A 19,293-nucleotide genomic window follows, 5' to 3' on the forward strand; every position below is an offset into this window, starting at 1 on the left:
CCATATCGAGCCTGCCACGCGGGGTGCTTGTCATGCCCGTGTCACTGCCCCATTGTCAGAACAGGACACAGCGCCAGTACCCCACAGGACCGCGCCGCGAAAAAGGAGACGACGTGACCCACGAAATGGAATTGACAGGCCAGTTGCTCATTGCCATGCCGGGCATGGGAGATGACCGGTTCGGCCATTCGGTGGTATTCATGTGCGCCCATTCGCCCGATGGTGCGATGGGCCTGATCGTGAACAAGCCGACCTCGGACCTGTCACTGGGCCACCTGCTGGAGCAACTCTCGATCAAGCCGGGCCCGCAGGCCCGCGACCTGCCGGTGTATTTCGGCGGCCCGGTCGAACACGGGCGCGGCTTCGTGCTGCACGAGACGGGCTATGTCTCGCCGGTGTCGACGCTGCAGGTGAACGAGACATTCGCGATGACCGCGACACTCGATATCCTCGAGGACATGGCCGGCGGGGGCGGTCCGGCGCAGGCGGTGATCGCGCTGGGCTATGCCGGCTGGGGGCCGGGGCAACTGGAAGCCGAGATTGCCCATAATGGCTGGCTGATCTGTCCGGGCACGCCCGAACTGGTCTTTGGCACCGCGGATGTCGCGAAATGGGAAACCGCGCTGACCTCGCTGGGGATCAGCCCGCTGACCCTGTCGGCCGAGGCCGGCCGCGCCTGACTATACCCGTACGGGCATGATGCGCCGTGGGTGGTTTGAGTATTTTTGGCAAAATGAAGAATGGACCTGCGCCGGTCAGAACCGGTCGAGCAGGCGTCGCAGGTAGTCGCGTTCGACCTCGGGGCGGTCGCCCTCGCCCGAGCGGCGGCGAATCTCGTCCAGCAACTCGCGGGCGCGGCGATAGACATCTTCGCCCTGCAACAGACTGTCCTGCGTGCCCGCCTGATCGCCCTGGCCCGCAATGCGCCCCAGCGGATCGGATTGTTGCGCCCCGTCCGCACCCCGCGCCTGACCCTGGCCGCCCTGGTTTTTGCGATTCGCCTCTGCCAGCGCCTCGCCGAGGTTGCGCATGCCGTCGCGCAGGGCATCCATCGCCTGTGATTGCTGGTCGATGGCTTCGGCCAGATCGTCCTGACGCAGCGCCTGTTCGGCATCGTTCATGGCGCGGTCTGCACGCTCGAGTGCCTCACGCGCCGCATCGCCCGCCTCGGAGCCCTGGCCGGGCAGGTTGCCGCGCTGGCGCTCCAGCTCGCGGCGCAGCGCTTCTTGCCGGTCGGCCAGACCACCCGCGCCGGGCTGCTCGTCGCCCTGTTGCTGGCCCTGCTGCTGACCTTGGCCCTGACCCTGACCGTTCTGGCCTTCATGGCTCTGGCCGCGACCCTCGCCGCCGCTGCGGCCTTCGTTGCCCTGGTTTTCACCCGCCTGTGCGCCGGGATTGAACTGTTCCTGCAGATCGCGGAACGCCTGATCCGACAGGCCCTGTTGCTGGCGCAGGGTATCGGCCAGACCTTCCATCGCCTGCTGCCCTTCGGACTGGCCCTGGCCGCCTTGCCCTTCGGTGACGCGCAGGTTCTCCATCATCTCCTGGAATTCCTCCAGCGCCTGCTGTGCCTCGGCCATGCGGCCCTGTTCCATCAGCTCCTGGATGCGGTCCATCATGTCCTGCAGATCCTGCTGGCTGAGCTGCATCGAATTTTCGCCGCTGTCGGGCTGGTCGGTGTCGTTCTCGCGCTGGGCCTGCTGCGATTTCTGCCGCAGGTAATCCTGCGTAGCATCGCGCAATTCCTGCATCAGGCGGGCGATCTCATCCTCGCTGGCCCCGTTCTTCATCGCCTCGGTCAGCCGTTCCTGCGCCTTGCGCATCCGCTCAAGCGCGTCGCCGATATCGCCATCCTCCAGCAGCAGCGCCAGATCCCACATTGCGGCACCGATCTCGTCTTGTGCATCCGTGGTCAGCGCGTCGTGGCGCACCAGCGTTTCCAGCCGCCGCAGGATCACGCGCAGTCGCAGATAGGCTGTTTCCGACCGGAACAGCCCGCTTTCGGGCCGGTACGATATGGCGCGCAGGATCTGCGCCACGTCGCGCGCGTTCTGGCGGGACCACAGCAGCGCCTGGCGCTGTTCGACCACTGCCGCCGCCAACGGGTCAAAGAACCGCCGCGCGGGCAGGGTCATCGGCACGAGCGCGCTGCTGCCGGTCTGGTCAAGCGCGTCCGTTACGCGCAACTCCAGCGTGACCGGCAGATGCGCCCAAGGGTGATCTGACAGGTTCTCGATCAGCGTTTCGGTGAACGCATTGCGGTTGCCGGTGATCGGCATGGGCAGTTCCAGCTCGATCGCCTCGCGCGGCTCCGGATCGGTGGCAAGCCCGTAGCGGCGCGTCACCCGGTCGACATCCAGCCGGAATATGGCGGTGCCGCTGGTCACGCCGTAATCGTCGGTGGCTTGAAAGGGTTGGTGCATCTGGCCGTCGAATGTCGTGCGCTTGCCGTCATCGATCAGCGCGACATCCGGTGCCGCGTCGGGCAGCACGGAGATGGTCCAGCTACGCCCGCCAGCGCCCTCGATCGCCAATGTGCCGCTCTGGGTGATCTCGAAGCTTTGCTCCGGGTCGGTGGCGGCGCCGACGCCGTCGGTCCGCCCCGAGACGGTCTCGGATGTACTGAGCGCACCCGGTGTGCCGTAAAATCGCAGGGTGACGCGGCTGCCCTCTGGTACGGAGATCCGGTCCTTGAGGTCGGGCAGGTAAAGGCTGGGCAGGCCGGTATAGTGGGGCGGCTCGATCCAGCCCTCCCAGGCCGGGCCTGCTGCGGCGGCCTGTGCCCCGCCGGGGCCGATCTGCGTCACCGTGCCCACCCGCCAGATCGACCCGAACAAGAGCGCGACCACCAGCCCCAGAAGGGCAATGTAGCGCAGGCCGAACGGATCGCGTTTTGACAGCCGCAGATCAGGCTCTATCGCCCGCGCGCTGCGTGCCGCGGTGGCCATGCGGGTCAGATGCACGCGCCACAACGCCTCGGAGGCGGCATCGCCCGCGCCGATGGCCTGCCGGTCTGCCAGCGCCGCCAGCGGTCGCCCGGGCAATGCGGCATCCATGCGCGCCAGCGCCTCGGCCCGGTGCGGCCAGCGAAACCGCCGCAATCCCTGCACCGCAAAGACCAGCGCGCCGATGGCGGCCCCGACCAGCGCCGCGCCCACCAGTTCGACCATGGCCCAGTCCTGAAAGCCCAGCATCAGCGCCGCCGCCGTCGCGGCGATCAGTGTCCAGAGCGGCCAGAACGCCTGCACCAGGCGCTCGGCCAGAAGCCCGGCCCAGGTCAGGGTCAGCGCCAGACGCAGCCGCGTCAGCACATCGTTCAGAAGGGGAGGCTGTTCAGCCATCTGTTTGTTCGGCCACCTTTCCGGCAAGGGCCAAGCGCGCCACGCGCTACAGCCATTCGGGGATGGTATCGCGATTTATGATTTCGTCAAAGCTCGGTCGTGCCCTTATGACGGCGAATTGATGCTCATGCACCAGAACCTCGGGGATCAGCGGGCGGGTATTGTATTCGCTCGCCATCACCGCGCCGTAGGCCCCGGCACTACGAAAGGCGACCAGATCCCCGGCGGCAAGCGGCGGCATCATCCGCGCGCGGGCAAAGGTGTCACCGCTCTCGCAGACCGGGCCGACGATGTCGTAGGGCTGTTGCGCGGCACCCGGCTTCGGCTCGATCACCGGGATGATATCGTGCCAGGCGTCATACATCGCCGGGCGGATCAAATCGTTCATCGCGGCATCCAGGATCAGGAAATCGCGGTCCTCGCCGGACTTCACATAGATCACCTCGCTGACCAGCAGCCCGGCATTGCCCGCGATCAGCCGCCCCGGCTCGATCTCGATCTCGCAGCCCAGATGGCCCAGCGTGTCGCGGATCAGCGCGCCGTATTCGGTGGGCAGCGGAGGCGCAGTGTTCGAGCGCGTGTAGGGAATGCCCAGCCCGCCGCCCAGATCCAGCCGCCTGATGTCGTGCCCGTCAGCGCGCAGCGCTTCGGTCAGTTCCGCGACCTTCGCATAGGCCAGCGCGAAAGGCTCCAGATCGGTCAACTGGCTGCCGATATGCACGTCGATCCCGATCACCTCCAGCCCCGGCAGGGCCGCCGCATGCGCATAGACGGTACGCGCGCGGGTGATGGGAATGCCGAACTTGTTCTCGGATTTGCCGGTGGCGATCTTGGCATGTGTCTTGGCATCCACATCCGGATTGACCCGCACGGTGATCGGCGCGCGCAGCCCCAGCTCCAGCGCGACCGCGTTCAGCGCCTCCATCTCCGGCTCGCTCTCGACGTTGAACTGGCGGATGCCGCCCTCCAGCGCCAGCCGCATTTCGTCGCGCGTCTTGCCAATGCCCGAGAATACGATGCGCTCGCCGGGCACGCCCGCGGCCTTGGCGCGCAGGTATTCGCCGCCCGAAACCACGTCCATGCCGGCCCCCAGCGCTGCCAGCGTCTTCAGGATCGCCTGATTGCTGGCCGCCTTCATTGCGTAGCACACCAGATGGTCCATTCCCTCCAGCGCCTCGTCAAATAGGCGAAAATGCCGCTCCAGCGTGGCGGTTGAATAGACGTAGAACGGCGTGCCGACGCTGGCCGCGATCTCGGCCACCGGCACGTCCTCGGCATACAGCGCCCCGTCGCGATAGAGAAAATGATCCATGATGCAAATCCAGTTGTTCCGTTGGCGTCATATCAGAGTAACGGCCTGCTGCAACAACCGCCGCCGATTTCGCCCTATGCGCTCAGCCCGCGCCCCTTCAGCAGCGCCGCTGGCCCCGGCATCCGGCCACGAAACGCCAGGTAAAGCGCCTCGGCATCCTCCGATCCACCACGCGACAGGATGTGCCGTTCCAATGCGGCGGCGCGCTCGGGGTCGAACGGGCCACCGGCCTCCTCGAACGCGGCAAAGGCATCGGCATCCATCACTTCGGACCACATGTAGCTGTAATACCCCGACGAATACCCGTCACCGGAAAACACATGCGCGAATTGCGGCGTCGCATGGCGCATGGTGATCGCCTCCGGCATGCCGATTTCGGCCAGCACCTCGGCCTGCCGCGCCATCGGATCGGCGGGCGGCGTGCCCTCGTGAAACGCCAGATCGACCAGCGCCGAGCCGAGATATTCAACCGTCTGAAACCCCATGTCAAAGGTCGCCGCCCCCAGCACCTTGTCCAGCAGCGCCTTTGGCATCGCCTCGCCGGTTTCGGCATGGGTCGCGAATTCGGCCAGCACCTCGGGCACTTCCAGCCAATGCTCATACAGCTGGCTCGGCAGTTCGACGAAATCACGCGCCACCGACGTGCCGCTGACGCTCTCGTAGCGCACATCCGACAGCATCTGATGCAGCGCATGGCCGAACTCGTGGAACAGCGTGCGCGCGTCGTCATAGCTCAGCAGCGCCGGGTCGCCCTTGGCAAAGTTGCACACGTTGATGACCACGGGCGCCTGCAGCTCGGGAAATTTCGCCTGACCCCGCATGGCAGAGCACCACGCGCCAGAGCGTTTCGAGCCGCGCGCGAAATAATCCCCGATGAAGACCGCCACATGCGCGCCATCCCGCGTCACCTCCCACGCCCGGCAATCGGCGTGGTAGAGCGGCACATCCAGCGCGCGAAACTCCAGCCCGAACAGGCGGTTCGCACAGGAAAATGCCGCCTCGATCATCCGGTCCAGTTGCAGATAGGGCTTCACCTCGCTCTCATCCAGATCATGCTCGGCCTGCCTGCGCTTCTCTGCGTAATAGCGCCAGTCCCACGGCTCCAGCGGGCCGTTGACCCCGTCTTCCTGCATCATCTGCGTCAGGGTTTCAGCATCGGCCAGCGCCTGCGCGCGGGCAGGGGCCCAGACCTGCATCAGCAGATCACGCACCGCCTGCGGCGTCTTGGCCATCTCGGTCTCCAGCTTGAAATCGGCAAAGCTGTCATAGCCCAGCAATTGTGCCCGCTCGGCGCGCAGCGCCAGCGTCTCGGCGGCGATGGCGCGGTTATCCGTCTCGCCGCCATTCGCCCCGCGCGCCTCCCACGCCGCGAACGCCTGCTCGCGCAGGTCGCGTCGGTCGGAAAACTGTAAAAACGGCACGATCAGCGACCGCGACAGGGTGATCACCGGACGATCCAGCCCCTTTTCGGCACCTGCCGCGCGGGCGGCAGAAATCAGGAATTCGGGCAACCCGTCCAGATCATCCTCGCCCAGTTCCATCTGCCACGCGGCCTCGTCCGCCAGCAGGTTCTGGGTGAACGCGGTGCCCAGTTCCGCCAGCCGCGCCATGATCTCGCGCATCCGCGCATCCTCGGCCCCGGTCAGCGCCGCACCCGCACGGCGAAAGCCGCGATGGGTCAGCATCAGCACGCGGGTCTGCTCCGGCGTCAGATCCAGCGTGTCGCGCGCCTCCCACAGCGCCTCGATCCGCGCGAACAATGCCTTGTTGCCCGACACCCAGGATGAATACCCCGCCAGCTTGGGGGAAAACTCGCGCTGCAACGCCTGCCGCGCCGGGTTGCTGTCCGCGCCCGCAAGGGTGAAAAACACCGACAAGACCTTGTCCAGCGCCGCGCCCGATGCCTCCAGCGCCTCTATCGTGTTGGCAAATGTGGGCGGCTCGGGATTGTCAGCAATCGCCGTGATCTCGGCCCGCGCCTCATCCAGCGCCACGTCAAAGGCCGGGGCAAAATCCTCGTCCGAAATTTCGGAAAACGGGGCCAGTTGAAACGGGCCGGTCCAGTCGCGCAACAGCGGGTTGGTCATCAGTTAATCCTTTTTTCCACCGCACACACGGCAATCCGCGCGCGGCGTCAGTTTGAACTTGCGCGCATCCGCATGCAGCGCGTCGTAAATCAGCATCTCACCGTGCAGCGGCGTGCCCGCCCCGGTGATCAGCTTGATCGTCTCACCGGCCATCATCGCGCCGATCACGCCGGGCAGGGCGCCCATCACCCCGGCCTCGGCGCAGGACGGGGCCAGATGTGCCTCGGGCGCGCGCTCGAAAATGCACTCGTAACAGGGCGTGCCGCGCGCCGGGTCAAATATGTTGAGCTGCCCTTCCCATTGCGTCAGCGCGCCGGACACCAGCGGTCGCCCCAAGGCTGCGGCGGTCCGGTTGGCCAGGTAGCGGGTCTCGAAATTGTCCACGCCTTCCAGGATGATGTCATATTCGGCAAAGAGATCGGCGGCGATCTCCTCGGTCAGGCGGCGGTGATAGGGCTGCACGGTCACATGCGGGTTCTGCGCAGCAATGGCCGCTGCGGCCGATTGCACCTTGGGCAGGCCGATATTGGCCTCGGGATGGATCACCTGGCGTTGCAGGTTCGAGGCATCCACCACATCGTCGTCAATGATCCCGATGGTGCCGACCCCGGCAGCGGCCAGGTACATCAACGCGGGCGATCCCAGCCCGCCGGCCCCGATCACCAGAACCCGCGCCGCCTTCAGCTTCTTCTGCCCCGGTCCGCCAACCTCGTGCAGCACGATATGGCGCGCATAGCGCTCCAGCTCCGCATCCGAGAAACTGCCGCGTTGCTGCGTTGCCGGCTCTCGCGCCGCCCCCCGTGCCGCCGCGCGCGCCCGCAACCAGCCCAGCACCCGGCCATAGCCCAGCCCCAGCGCCGCGAACCCGCCCAGCAACAGCCACGGCGCGGCACTCTCGCCAGTCGCCAGCCGCAGCGTATGCCCCTCGGGCAGCCCCAGATGCAGCGCCACGACGCCGGCCCACAAACATCCGATCATGCCCCAACGCAGCCGCGCGGGCGTGCCGAGGACCGCCCCCAGCCCCCAGAGCGCCCCCGCCAGAACCACGACCAGTAACATCAGCCCGCGCCCGTCGAGCCAAAGCCGCCCGCCCCGCGCGCTGTCGCATCCAGGTCATCGACCAGATCAAACCGCGCCTGCACCACCGGCGCCACTACCATCTGCGCAATCCGTGCCCCGTGGGCCACATGAAACGCCGCATCGCCCGTGTTCAACAGGATCACGCCCAACGGCCCTCGATAATCCGAATCGATGGTGCCGGGGCTGTTGGGCACACAGATCCCGTGTTTCAGCGCCAGCCCCGAGCGCGGCCGGATCTGCACCTCGTAGCCCTCCGGGATCGCCAGCCGCAGCCCCGTCGGTATCAGTGCCCGCTGCCCCGGCGCCAGCGTCACACCATCCCGCGCGCCGGGGGCGAAATTCGCGCGCAGATCAGCCCCCGCCGCCCCGGCGCTGGCATAGACCGGCAGGCCCAGCTCCCGATCCGCCTCATCATCCCAGACAACAGATATGCCCACCATCCCCCGCCCTTTCATCTTTCCGAAAATACCTGAATCCTACGCCAGCGCCGCCGCGATCCGCTCTGCAAGGCGCGCCGCCACCCGCGCCTTGTCCATGCGCGGCCAGGTCTCGGCGCCCTGCGCGTCGATCACGGTCACGGCGTTCTCGGGGCCGCCCATGATGCCGGTCTCGGCACGCACATCATTGGCCACGATCCAGTCGCAGCCCTTGCGCGCCCGCTTGGCAGTAGCGTTTTCCACCACGTCATCGGTCTCGGCGGCAAAGCCTACGACCAGCGCGGGCCGCGCCTGCGTCAACTGCGCTACATGCGCCAGAATATCGGGGTTCTCGGCAAACTCGATCTTCGGCAGCCCGCCCTTGGTCTTCTTGATCTTCGAGTCACTGGCCCCCACCACGCGCCAATCCGCGACGGCGGCGGCAAAGACCGCCGCATCCACCGGCAACGCCGCCTTGACCGCCGCCAGCATCTCCTGCGCGGTCTGGACGCGGATCACCTCCACGCCTCCGGGCGGCGGCACATCCGCCGGGCCGGTCACGAACACCACCTCTGCCCCCAACGCGGCCAGCGCGCGCGCCAGCGCCGTGCCCTGTGCGCCTGACGACCGGTTGGCGATATAGCGCACCGGGTCAATCGGCTCATGGGTCGGCCCGGAGGTGACCAGCACCCGTTTGCCCTTCAGCAGCCCGTCCGCCAGCGCGGTCTCCACTGCGGCGGCAATCTCCAGCGGTTCCGCCATCCGGCCGGGGCCATGCTCGCCGCAGGCCATGTCGCCTTCGTTCGGACCGACAAAGCCGATGCCGTCACCGCGCAGCACGGCGATGTTGCGCTGCGTCGCAGCGTGCTGCCACATCCGCACATTCATCGCGGGCGCGATCAGCACCGGCGTGTCCGTGGCCAGCAGCAGGGTCGAGGCCAGATCATCCGCATGCCCCTGCGCCATCTTTGCCATCAGATCGGCCGTGGCCGGGGCCACCACGATCAGATCGGCACTGCGGCTCAGCTCGATATGGCCCATCTCGGCCTCGTCGGTCAGATCAAACAGGTCCTGGAACAGCTTGTGCCCGGCCAGCGCAGACACCGACAGAGGCGTGACGAACTCCGCCCCCGCCCGCGTCAGCACCGGCGTCACCGTCGCGCCGCGCTCGCGCAGCCGGCGGATCAGGTCCAACGCCTTGAAAGCGGCAATGCCGCCGCCGATGATCAACAGGATATTCTTCGAGGCCAGCATCCGGCGGCTCCCTTGCGATACCGGCCAGAGACTAGGCGCGCACCCGGCCAGAGACAAGGGCAAGCCGCACGCCAAGGCGCGCCCGGCGGCGCGCAACCGGGCTCATCGGAATGCATCGCACGGATCGTCCCGCTCTGGTGCAGGGGCGTCGCGCAACGCATCGAACACGCCGTCCGGCGGTACGCCGTCCTCGCCCTGGCCCAGCGCGTGTATATCCAGATCGGGCGCGGCGCGGGCCAGCAGCGCAGGCGCCCCCCAGTCGCGCCTTGCATGGCCATTGCCGGTGATCACCACCACCGGCCCGCCAGTCTCGCGATAGGCGCGCAGGGCCACGCGCGCCAAAGTGGCATCGCGCAGCCGCTGGATCGCCACCATGTCGGGCAGCATGTCGGCGGGCAACGCATCGCAATGCGCCTCCATCTGCGCCGCCTCACGCGCGGCCTGTTCGGCGTCGGGCAGCGGCTCGGTCAGCCCGAAATCGGCAGCTTCGGGGCCAAAGACCTCCGCGATGTCGCCCGCCATCGCCGCCCGCGCCACCGGTCTGGGCACGCCCGCGCCATAGACCGGCGCCGCGGGTGCGGCGGCAAATATCGGATAATAAAGCCCGAAATCGGGCCAACCGCTCTCGGCCCAGCCCAGCGCGGCCTCAAGTGCCTGCCGGTCTCCGCGCAGCGCGGGCAGGGCGGCGCGCACCTGCTCCGGGGTCAGCATTTCGAACACCAGCGCGGCGGGCGCGATCTGCGCCGTCATTTCGGCCTGTATGCGGTGATGGTCGGGATTGTCATGCACCTCGCCCAGCAGCCACACATCCTGCGCCATGGCGGGCAGGCCGAGCAGGCTACAGACAAGGGCAATGCGGCAGATCATGCCAGCAGGCTATGCACCTCGCTGCCATTGGCTTCAAGCGTCTTGCGCATCTTGGCAAAGGCTGCGGCCTCTAACTGACGCACACGCTCCTTGCTCAGGTTCAGCTCCCGCCCGAGGCTTTCCAATGTGCGCGGTTCGTCACGCAGCTTGCGCTCGCGCACGATCAGCCGCTCGCGGTCGTTCAGCCGTGCCATCGCCTTGGTCAGCCAGCGGCGCAGCGCGGCGCGGTCATGCGCCTGCTCCACCTGCTCGTCACCGCGCAGGCCGTCATCCTCGATCGTGTCGATCCATTCGCGGCCTTCGTCCTCGGCGCTCTGCGTCGTGTTCAGCGAAAAATCCGATCCCGACAGGCGGCCCGACATCATCTCGACATCGCGCAGCGGCACGCCCACCTCCTGCGCGATCATCTCGCGCATCTGGTGGCTGTCCAGTTCCACCCCGTCGGCCATCGCTTCACGCTCCAGCCGGGCCTGTACCCGGCGCAGGTTGAAAAACAGCGATTTCTGCGACGACGTGCTGCCGGTGCGCACCATCGACCAGTTGCGCATCACGTAATCCTGCACACTGGCCTTGATCCACCACACCGCATAGGTCGAAAACCGCACCCCGCGGTCGGGGTCGAACTTGTCGGCGGCCTTCATCAGGCCCAGCCCGGCCTCCTGGATAAGATCGTTCATCGGTGCGCCGTAGCGGCGAAACTTGAACGCCATCGAAATCGCCAGCCGCATATAGGCGGTGATCAACCGGTGCAGCGCCGCCTCGTCGCGGTGATCGCGCCAGGCATAGGCCAGCGCCAGCTCGGTCTCTGCGTCCAGCAGTTCCGCCTTCATCGCCTTGCGCGACATTGCGCGCTCGTCATGCATGTCCTGTGCCATCGGTTCCCCCCGATCTCATGGCGCATCTTGCTTTGCGCCCTTTCTCAGTCTTGCACCCGGTGGTACGCAGGGCAAATCAACCCGGATCAAAAAAAAGAGTTTACTACCATGTTTGGGCAACGCGCACTGGTCCTCGGTGGTTCCGCCTCTGGCAAATCTTCGTTCGCCGAGGGGTTGGCCCGTGACACCGGGCGGGCCCGCATCTATCTCGCCACGGCACAGGCTTTTGACGCCGAGATGGCGCAGAAGGTGGCCCGCCACCAACAATTGCGCGGCGACGGCTGGCACACGATCGAGGCCCCGCTTGATCCCGGCCCGGTGCTGGCCGAGGCGCGCGCCGATCAGGTGGTCCTGCTGGATTGCGCCACCATGTGGCTGAGCAATCACATGCTGGCCGGGGATGATCTGGACGTGGCCGAGGCCGCGCTGATGGCCGGTCTGGCGGCCTGCCGCGCGCAGGTCATCATCGTGTCGAACGAACTGGGCCTGTCGGTCGTGCCCGACAATGCGTTGGCGCGCCGGTTCCGCGACGCGCAGGGGCGGCTGAACCAGCGGCTCGCGGCGCAGGCCGATCTGGTGGCGCTGGTGATGGCGGGGCTGCCCATGGCGCTCAAGGGGACGCTGCCATGAGCCGCATCTACTGGGTCCGTCACGGCCCGACCCACGCCAAATCCATGGTTGGCTGGTCCGATCTGCCAGCCGACCTCAGTGATACGGCACAGCTTGCGCGGCTCGATGCTTATCTGCCTCGCGACGCGCTGGTGATTTCCTCTGACCTCATTCGTGCGCGCGCCACCGCAGATGCCATTCAGCAAAGCCGCAGCCGCCTGCCTGATGATGCCGACCTGCGCGAGATCCATTTCGGCGCTTGGGAGCTACAGGATTTCGATTCGGTTGATGACTCCGCGCATCTGCGTCGTTTCTGGGAAGAGCCCGGCGACATATCCCCTCCCGGCGGCGAAAGCTGGCACGCGGTCAGCGCCCGGGTCAGCGGTGCCGTGGCGCGGCTCCGCGCGGCGCATCCGGGGCGCGACATCATCGCCGTGGCGCATTTCGGCGCGATCCTCAGCCAGGTCCAGCAGGCATTGCAGATCGACGCCTACGCGGCACTGGGCCACCATATCGACAACCTTTCGGTCACGGTGTTGCAGGCGCATGGCCCGCGCTGGCGGGCCGAGACGATCAATCACCTGCCGTGATCGACTGCCGCACAATTCATTGTTAACGCGCGGGCATCCATTGGCGCTATCCTGCGGCGCATGACCTATGATATCATCCTCGGCGATTACGCCTACTCCAGCTGGTCGCTGCGCGCCTGGCTGTTGTTCGACCGCTTCGGCATCTCCCGCAATCTCACGCTGGTCAGCTTCAGCAAAGGCTCGGTGCCTGACCAGATGCCCGGCTGGGCCCCGGCCAAGACAGTGCCCGCCATGCGCACCCCCGATGGCGCGATCATCGGCGAATCCATCGCACTGGCCGAAGAGCTGGCCAGCCGCCATCCGGACCTGATGCTCTGGCCCAGCGACCCCGCCGCGCGTGCCACCGCCCGCACCCTCACCGCCGAAATGCACGCCGGGTTCACCGCGCTGCGCAGCGATTGCCCAATGAACCTGCGCAAGGCCTATACCGGCGTCACCCCATCAGCGGCGGTCGAGGCCGATCTGCGCCGGCTTGAAGCGATCTGGGACCACGCGCGGCAGGTCTGCGCGTCTGACGGCCCGTGGCTCTGCGGCGATTACTCCATCGTCGATGCCTTCTACGCCCCGGTCGCCGCGCGTATCGCAGGCTACGGGCTGGCGGTCTCGGACACCGCGCAGGCCTATGTCGCGGCACATCTCGCCGATCCGTCCTTTTGCCGCTGGCGCGCGATGGGGCTGGTACATGGCCCCGATCTGGAGCGCTACAGGATGGACCACGCCACGGGCACATGGCCCGGCCCCACACCGGCCACGGCGCGCGCGGTAGAGGCCGGGACCGCCGAGAATGCCACCTGTCCCTATTCCGGCAAGCCGGTCACGCATCTGATGGAAACCGACGGGCGCATCTTCGGCATGTGCAACGCCTTTTGCCGGGACAAGACCGTGGCAGACCCCGACGCCTGGCCCGCCTTCACCGCGCTGCGCGATGGCTGAGCGTTAACCTTTCTTAAATCCCTCTTGCGCTACCGTTAACCACGATTGACGCCAAAAGAGGGGCCAGAATGGTCGCGCGCGCCTACACCGTTGCCTTCGAGGGGGTCGAGGCCAGACAGGTCGAAGTGCAATGCGCCGTGACACCCGGCCTGCCTGCCTTTTCGCTGGTCGGCCTGCCGGACAAGGCAGTGAGCGAGGCGCGCGACCGGGTGCGCACCGCGCTCAACTCGATGGCCATCGCGCTGCCCAGCAAACGCATCACCATCAATCTCAGCCCCGCCGACATCCCCAAGGAGGGCAGCCATTTCGATCTGCCCATCGCGCTGGCCCTGCTGGCCGCGCTCGAGATCATCCCCAAGGACGCGGTGGAAGAGACCACGTCGCTGGGCGAATTGTCGCTCGACGGCTCGCTGATCCCGGTGGTCGGCGCATTGCCCGCCGCGATGGCCGCCGCGACCGAGTCACGCACTCTGCTCTGCCCGCTCGGGTCAGGGGCCGAAGCCGCCTGGGTGGGCGCCGCGCGGGTCATCGGCGCGGCCAACCTGGCAGACGTGGTGCGCCACTATACCGGCCAGTCACCGCTGCCACCGGCCGAACCGGGCGAGGTGCTGCAAGCGCCGGCTGGCCGCGATCTGCGCGACGTCAAGGGCCAGGAACGGGCCAAGCGCGCGCTGGAAATCGCCGCCGCCGGCCGCCATCACCTCCTGCTGGTGGGCACGCCCGGATCGGGCAAATCCATGCTCGCCGCGCGCCTGCCGGGCATCCTGCCGCCTCTCGATGCCCGCGAGGCGCTGGAGACGTCGATGATCCACTCGCTCGCCGGTCTGCTGGACGAGGGCGGCATCAATCGCGCCCGCCCGTTTCGCGAGCCGCACCATACCGCGTCGATGGCGGCCATCGTCGGCGGCGGTCGCCGTGCCAGCCCCGGCGAAATCAGTCTGGCGCATAACGGCGTGCTCTTCATGGATGAATTCCCCGAATTCCCCCGCACCGTGCTGGAAACGCTGCGCCAGCCGATCGAAACGGGCGAGGTGATGATCGCCCGCGCCAACGCCCATATCACCTATCCCTGCCGCTTCATGCTGATCGCCGCCGCGAACCCCTGCAAATGCGGCTACCTCAGCGATCCGGCCCGCGCCTGCGCCCGCGCGCCCGCCTGCGGCGAAGACTACCTTGGCCGGATCAGCGGCCCGTTGATGGACCGGATCGATCTGCGGGTCGAGGTGCCGCCCGTCACCTTCACCGATCTGGACCTGCCCCCCGCGGGCGACAGCTCGGCGCAGGTCGCCGCGCGCGTTCTGGCCGCCCGCGAGATGCAGGCCGCGCGCTCTTGCTCAAGGTGGCGGAGCGGTTCGGCCTGTCGGCGCGCGGCTATCACCGGGTGTTGCGCGTGGCCCGCACCATCGCCGATCTGGACGGATCGCCAGATGTCCGTCGCCCGCATGTCGCCGAGGCGGTCAGCTACCGGATCACAGCCGCGAAAGAGATGTGATCCACGCCGCCAGCTCTGCCAGCGTCTGCCGTGCCTCGGGCAGCAGCGTCTGAAAGATAGGCCAGACATGGGGCAGGTCGTGTTCCACGATGCAGGTCACATCGACGCCCTGCGTCATCAGATGCTCGGTCATGCGGCGGCTGTCATCCAGCAGGATTTCCGTGTCGCCCACCGTCAGCCAGACCGGCGGTGCGCCGTAAAAACTGGCAAAAAGCGGCGAGGCGCGCGGATCATCCGCCGGATGGCCGGCCAGATACATCTGCGCCATGTCACCCACACGTTCGGCGGGCAGGATCGTGTCGGATTTTGCGTTGTCGCGGATGCTGTTGCTGCTGAAGGTGACATCGGTCAGCGGCGAAAACGCAAAACAGCCCAGCGGCAACGGCAGCCCCTGCGCGATGATCTGCGCCAGCAGCGACAGGGCCAGACCGCCGCCGGCACTGTCTCCGCCGATGATCACGCCGCCGGGGCGATCCATCACCGCGCAGTATGCGGCCAGCGCATCCTCTGGGGCGGCGGGAAAGGGATGTTCGGGGGCCAGTCGGTAGCGCGGCAGCATCGCGCCAAGACCGGTCAGCGCCGCCAGCCGCGCCAGCATCGCGCGGTGCGTGGCGGGCGAGCCAAAGACATAGCCGCCACCGTGGAAATACAGGATCAGCGGGCCGGGCCGCGTCTCTTCCGGCGTGACCTCGATTCCGCCGAATGGACCGGTCTGCGCCTCGGAATACCGGGTGCCCCGAATGGTGCGAAAGAAGAGCTTCGCCTTGGTCTCGAAACTGCGGCGCAGCGCCGCGGGGTCCTGCGCACGCGCCAGATGCCGCTTCTCGGTAAGCCGCAGATACGGGCGCAGCAATTGCAGGCGCAGGCTCACTTGCGTTTGGCCTCGATGGCCTCCCAAATCTTGGCGGCGATGTTGACGCCGTCGAACCGCTCCAGCTCCTGAATGCCGGTGGGAGAGGTCACGTTGATCTCGGTCAGGTAGTCGCCGATCACGTCGATACCCACGAAAACCTGCCCCTTTTCACGCAAGAGCGGCCCGATGCGCGCACAAATCTCGCGGTCGCGCTCCGTGAGCGCGACCTTCTCTGGCCGCCCGCCCACATGCATGTTCGAGCGCGTCTCGCCCTTGGCGGGCACCCGGTTGATCGCGCCTACCGCCTCGCCGTCGACCAGGATCACGCGCTTGTCGCCCTTGGCCACAGCAGGCAGGAATTTCTGCACGATCAGCGGCTCGCGGCTGAAACCGGTGAACAATTCGTGCAGCGAGGTCAGGTTGCGGTCGGCCTCGCTCAACAGGAACACACCCGCCCCGCCATTGCCGTAAAGTGGCTTGAGGATGACATCGCCGTGCCGGTCCTTGAAGGCGCGGATGGTGGCCAGATCACGCGCGATGGTGGTGGGCGGCATCAGGTCCGGGAAATCGAGAATCAGCAGCTTTTCGGGAAAGTTGCGAACCCAGAAGGGATCATTCACCACCAGCGTACCCGGCGCGAGCCGGTCCAGCAGGTGGGTGGTGGTGATGTAGAACATGTCGAAGGGCGGATCCTGCCGCAGCCAGACCACGTCGAAATCGGCCAGGTCGACCGTGGTCATCTCGCCCAGGATCGCATGGTCACCGACCACGCGCTGCACCTGCAATGACTGCCCCCGCGCGGTGATGCGGCCCTCGTCATAGGCCAGGTTCTCGGGCGTGTAGTAAAACAGCTCATGCCCACGCGCCTGTGCCTCTTCGGCAAGCCGAAAGCTGCTGTCAGCGTTGATGTCGATCGGACCGATCGGGTCCATCTGAAAGGCGATTTTCATGCAGCAGCCCCCTGAAACATTGTGCCGCCATTACATGCGCTACCTGCGCGCGCTGTGCAAATCAGAAATGCGACAGCGCGCCCTCCATCACCTTGCAATCTCCGGTGCCATCTACGGTGACAAGGTCAAACCGCACCTCGCTGAGAAGCCCCTGCGGCTGCCCGCCAAGGTATTCCGAAGCCGCCGCGTGAATGCGCCGCATCTGCGCCGGGCGCAGGCTGGCACGGGCCGCGTCATGGCTGCGGGCCTGTTTCACCTCGGCAAAGACGATCACGTCGCCGTCACGCAATATCAGGTCAATTTCGCCCCCCTGACCGCGCCAGCGGTGTTCAAGCAGGTCAAGACCCGCCGCGCGATAGAGACGCACCGCGATACCTTCGGCGGCCGCCCCCGACTGCCAGGCGCGCGCACCGCGCACGCGGCGTGCCGCCAACGGGGCGGCGGGCAATGTGGCGATATCAACGTGGTAGCTCATTCCGTATCCTTTTCGGCGGCCGCATCTTCGCCCGCGATTTTCAGCGCCATCTGGTACACCTGCCGCCGTTTCAGCCCTGACGCCTGCGAAACCGTGTCGGCGGCATCGCGCACCGTCATCTGCCGCATCGCATCGCGCAACATGCTGTCTAATTCACCCAAGTTAATATTTTCCGAATGCGCCCGGTCAATCAGCACCACCATCTCGCCCTTGCGCGGGTTTGCCGCGGCTTCGGCGGCCAGCGCGTCCAGCGTATCGCGCTGGACCTCCTCGAATTTCTTGGTCAACTCGCGGGCCAGCGCCGCGCGGCGCGTGCCGCCCAGCACGGCTGCGGCGTCGCGCAGCATGGCCGCGACCCGCTTGGGCGATTCGTAGAACACCAGCGTCGCGGGCACATCCGCCAGCGCGGCGAGTGCGGTTTTTCGCTGAGAGGACGTATTCGGCAGAAACCCCGCGAAGAGGAACCGATCAGTGGGCAAGCCCGACAGCGTCAGCGCGGTGATCACCGCCGACGGGCCCGGCGCCGAGATCAGCGGCAGACCCTCGGCAATCGCGGCGCGCGCCAGGTCGAACCCCGGATCGGCCACCATCGGAGTGCCGGCCTCGGATGCGTAAACCACTGATTTTCCCGCCTGAAGCGCCTCCATCAGGCGCGGCCGCATCCGCGCGCCGTTATGATCGTGATAGGCCAGCAGTGGCCGTTCGCCCAGGGCGATGCCGTGAATATCCATCAGTTTGCGCAGGCTGCGCGTGTCCTCGGCGACGATCACATCGGCGCTGGCCAGGATATCCAGCGTGCGCAGCGTGATGTCGCGCGCCGTCCCGATCGGCGTCGCCACAAGGTAGAGCCCGGGCTCCAGTTTTCGCTCAACCTGTTTAACCACTAGACCCGCCCCACATGACGTTTATTATCACTCCTGAACTGCGGCGGCCCGCACGGCCTGCCCGTCATCACGGAGTGAGATACCCCATGTTTGCTGTTTTGCCATCTGCCCGCAAGGTGCTGCACCTGATTGCCCTGATGCTCGGGGGGCTGCTTGTCGCGGCCTGTCAGCCGGTGGCGATGGGGGGAGGCGGCAATAGCGGCTCGTCGATCGACCCGAATGTACCTGTCACGGTGGCGCTGCTGGTGCCCCATGGCGCGGCCAACGCGCAAGAGGCGGCACTGGCCAAGGATCTGGAAGCCGCCGCGCGCATGGCGGTGGCCGACCTGCAAGGGGTCAAGATCGATCTGCGCGTCTATGGCACCGCCGGGCAGGCCGGCCAGGCACAGCAGGCGGCACTGAACGCGGTCAAGGACGGGGCCAAGATCATCGTCGGCCCGCTGCACGCCGAATCGGCCAATGCGGTGGCTGTCGCCGTGGCGGGCAAGGGCGTGAACGTGCTGGCCTTTTCCAACAATGCCTCCGTCGCGGGCGGCAACCTCTTCGTGCTGGGGCAGACCTTTGACGATACCGCCCGTCGCCTGACGAAATACGCGGTCCGCCACGGCAAGGGCCGCATCCTGACCGTGCATTCCGGCAACCTCGCCGGCCAGTTGGGCCGCGACGCCATCGCCAAGGCAGCCGCCGCAGCAGGGGCCACGATCGTCGGCAACGTGCCTTACGATTTCTCGCAGCAAGGCGTGGTGGCGGCAGTCCCGGTGATCGCGTCCAGCGCGCAGAGCACCGGTGCCGATGCAATTTTCCTCACCGCCAACACTGCCGGCGCGCTGCCGCTGTTTTCGCAGATGCTGCCGGAAAACGGTCTGTCATCCACCGACATCCAGTATATCGGCCTCACCCGCTGGGACAAACCGCCCCAGACGCTGGACCTGCCCGGCGTGCAGGGTGGTTGGTTCGCGATGCCCGATCCGCAGAAATCGCAACGATTCGAAACCCGCTTCCACACTGCCAACGGCAAGTTTCCGCATGCCGTCGCAGGCCTGGCCTATGACGGAATCGCGGCCATCGGCGCGCTGGCCAAACGCGGCAACCGCGATGCGCTTTCGCGTAGCAGCCTGACCCAGAGCGCCGGTTTTCAGGGCACCGGCGGCGTCTTTCGCCTGCTGCCTGATGGCACCAACCAGCGCGGTCTGGCCGTCGCCACGATCCGGGACAAGAAACTCGTTATCCTGGATCCGGCACCCCAGAGCTTTGGTGGAGCCGGATTCTGACTGA

The 19,293-nt window shown here is 66.8% G+C and carries 17 protein-coding genes and 1 pseudogene; 6 read left to right on the top strand and 12 right to left on the bottom strand.

The features are described from left to right. The first annotated feature begins 125 nt into the window (after nucleotides 1–125). Nucleotides 126–680 (top strand): YqgE/AlgH family protein, encoded by a 555-nt coding sequence (locus O3306_RS14830; RefSeq protein WP_272008871.1) that lies wholly within the window; start codon nucleotides 126–128, stop codon nucleotides 678–680. Between the two features lie 75 nt (nucleotides 681–755). On the opposite strand, the gene O3306_RS14835 is transcribed toward O3306_RS14830, so the two are convergent. From O3306_RS14835 to O3306_RS14870, 8 genes are all read right to left on the bottom strand, one after another. After that, entirely contained in the window at nucleotides 756–3,341 is a 2,586-nt protein-coding gene (locus O3306_RS14835) for a TIGR02302 family protein (protein WP_272008707.1), read from the bottom strand. 46 nt (nucleotides 3,342–3,387) lie between these two features. Then, nucleotides 3,388–4,653, bottom strand: a complete 1,266-nt coding sequence (gene lysA, locus O3306_RS14840; RefSeq protein ID WP_272008709.1) for a diaminopimelate decarboxylase — start codon at nucleotides 4,651–4,653, stop codon at nucleotides 3,388–3,390. A 74-nt stretch (nucleotides 4,654–4,727) separates the two neighbouring features. Then, nucleotides 4,728–6,740 carry a M3 family metallopeptidase gene (locus O3306_RS14845; protein ID WP_272008711.1) on the bottom strand — a complete coding sequence of 671 codons (2,013 nt, stop codon included), beginning with the start codon at nucleotides 6,738–6,740 and terminating at the stop codon, nucleotides 4,728–4,730. Between the two features lie 3 nt (nucleotides 6,741–6,743). Next, on the bottom strand, nucleotides 6,744–7,799 hold the full coding sequence (locus O3306_RS14850) for a HesA/MoeB/ThiF family protein (protein ID WP_272008714.1): 1,056 nt from the start codon (nucleotides 7,797–7,799) through the stop codon (nucleotides 6,744–6,746). Next, complete coding sequence (gene dut / locus O3306_RS14855) at nucleotides 7,799–8,260, bottom strand: dUTP diphosphatase (protein WP_272008716.1); 462 nt, start codon at nucleotides 8,258–8,260, stop codon at nucleotides 7,799–7,801. Before dut ends, O3306_RS14850 begins: the two co-directional genes overlap by 1 nt. Before the next feature lie 36 nt (nucleotides 8,261–8,296). Then, the gene (gene coaBC, locus O3306_RS14860; protein ID WP_272008718.1) at nucleotides 8,297–9,490 is read right to left on the bottom strand and encodes a bifunctional phosphopantothenoylcysteine decarboxylase/phosphopantothenate--cysteine ligase CoaBC; all 1,194 of its coding nucleotides are present in this window, start codon (nucleotides 9,488–9,490) and stop codon (nucleotides 8,297–8,299) included. A 102-nt stretch (nucleotides 9,491–9,592) separates the two neighbouring features. After that, a complete protein-coding gene (locus tag O3306_RS14865; RefSeq protein ID WP_272008720.1) occupies nucleotides 9,593–10,357 on the bottom strand; it encodes a ChaN family lipoprotein in 765 nt (254 codons plus the stop codon). Next, on the bottom strand, nucleotides 10,354–11,232 hold the full coding sequence (locus O3306_RS14870; RefSeq protein ID WP_272008722.1) for an RNA polymerase factor sigma-32: 879 nt from the start codon (nucleotides 11,230–11,232) through the stop codon (nucleotides 10,354–10,356). Before O3306_RS14870 ends, O3306_RS14865 begins: the two co-directional genes overlap by 4 nt. Before the next feature lie 108 nt (nucleotides 11,233–11,340). Here O3306_RS14870 and cobU point away from each other — a divergent pair, with 108 nt between their 5' ends. From cobU to O3306_RS14890, 4 genes and pseudogenes are all read left to right on the top strand, one after another. Next, nucleotides 11,341–11,862, top strand: coding sequence for a bifunctional adenosylcobinamide kinase/adenosylcobinamide-phosphate guanylyltransferase (gene cobU, locus O3306_RS14875; RefSeq protein WP_272008725.1), 522 nt, complete (start codon nucleotides 11,341–11,343; stop codon nucleotides 11,860–11,862). Continuing rightward, nucleotides 11,859–12,431, top strand: a complete 573-nt coding sequence (locus tag O3306_RS14880; protein ID WP_272008726.1) for a histidine phosphatase family protein — start codon at nucleotides 11,859–11,861, stop codon at nucleotides 12,429–12,431. The genes cobU and O3306_RS14880 overlap by 4 nt, the downstream gene beginning before the upstream one ends. 60 nt (nucleotides 12,432–12,491) lie before the next feature. Beyond that, nucleotides 12,492–13,364, top strand: coding sequence for a glutathione S-transferase (locus O3306_RS14885; protein ID WP_272008728.1), 873 nt, complete (start codon nucleotides 12,492–12,494; stop codon nucleotides 13,362–13,364). 68 nt (nucleotides 13,365–13,432) lie between these two features. Further along, nucleotides 13,433–14,856 (top strand): annotated as a pseudogene (locus O3306_RS14890) (YifB family Mg chelatase-like AAA ATPase). Here the strand turns inward: O3306_RS14890 and O3306_RS14895 are convergent. The 4 genes from O3306_RS14895 to rsmI all read right to left on the bottom strand — a co-directional run bounded on the left by O3306_RS14895 (nucleotide 14,834) and on the right by rsmI (nucleotide 18,018). Continuing rightward, nucleotides 14,834–15,727, bottom strand: a complete 894-nt coding sequence (locus O3306_RS14895) for an alpha/beta hydrolase (protein ID WP_272008730.1) — start codon at nucleotides 15,725–15,727, stop codon at nucleotides 14,834–14,836. The pseudogene O3306_RS14890 and the gene O3306_RS14895 overlap by 23 nt on opposite strands. Continuing rightward, nucleotides 15,724–16,659, bottom strand: coding sequence for a glutathione synthase (gene gshB, locus O3306_RS14900; protein ID WP_272008732.1), 936 nt, complete (start codon nucleotides 16,657–16,659; stop codon nucleotides 15,724–15,726). The genes O3306_RS14895 and gshB overlap by 4 nt, the downstream gene beginning before the upstream one ends. Nucleotides 16,660–16,720: 61 nt before the next feature. Beyond that, nucleotides 16,721–17,134 (bottom strand): YraN family protein, encoded by a 414-nt coding sequence (locus O3306_RS14905; protein ID WP_272008735.1) that lies wholly within the window; start codon nucleotides 17,132–17,134, stop codon nucleotides 16,721–16,723. Next, nucleotides 17,131–18,018: a 16S rRNA (cytidine(1402)-2'-O)-methyltransferase gene (gene rsmI, locus O3306_RS14910; protein WP_272008737.1), complete on the bottom strand. Its 888-nt coding sequence runs from the start codon at nucleotides 18,016–18,018 to the stop codon at nucleotides 17,131–17,133. The genes O3306_RS14905 and rsmI overlap by 4 nt, the downstream gene beginning before the upstream one ends. An 86-nt stretch (nucleotides 18,019–18,104) precedes the next feature. On the opposite strand from rsmI, the gene O3306_RS14915 reads away from it, so the two are divergent. Continuing rightward, the gene (locus tag O3306_RS14915; RefSeq protein ID WP_272008739.1) at nucleotides 18,105–19,289 is read left to right on the top strand and encodes a penicillin-binding protein activator; all 1,185 of its coding nucleotides are present in this window, start codon (nucleotides 18,105–18,107) and stop codon (nucleotides 19,287–19,289) included. The last annotated feature ends 4 nt before the right edge of the window (nucleotides 19,290–19,293 follow it).

It is taken from the genome of Roseovarius sp. ZX-A-9, assembly GCF_028369135.1.
Lineage (GTDB): Bacteria > Pseudomonadota > Alphaproteobacteria > Rhodobacterales > Rhodobacteraceae > Roseovarius.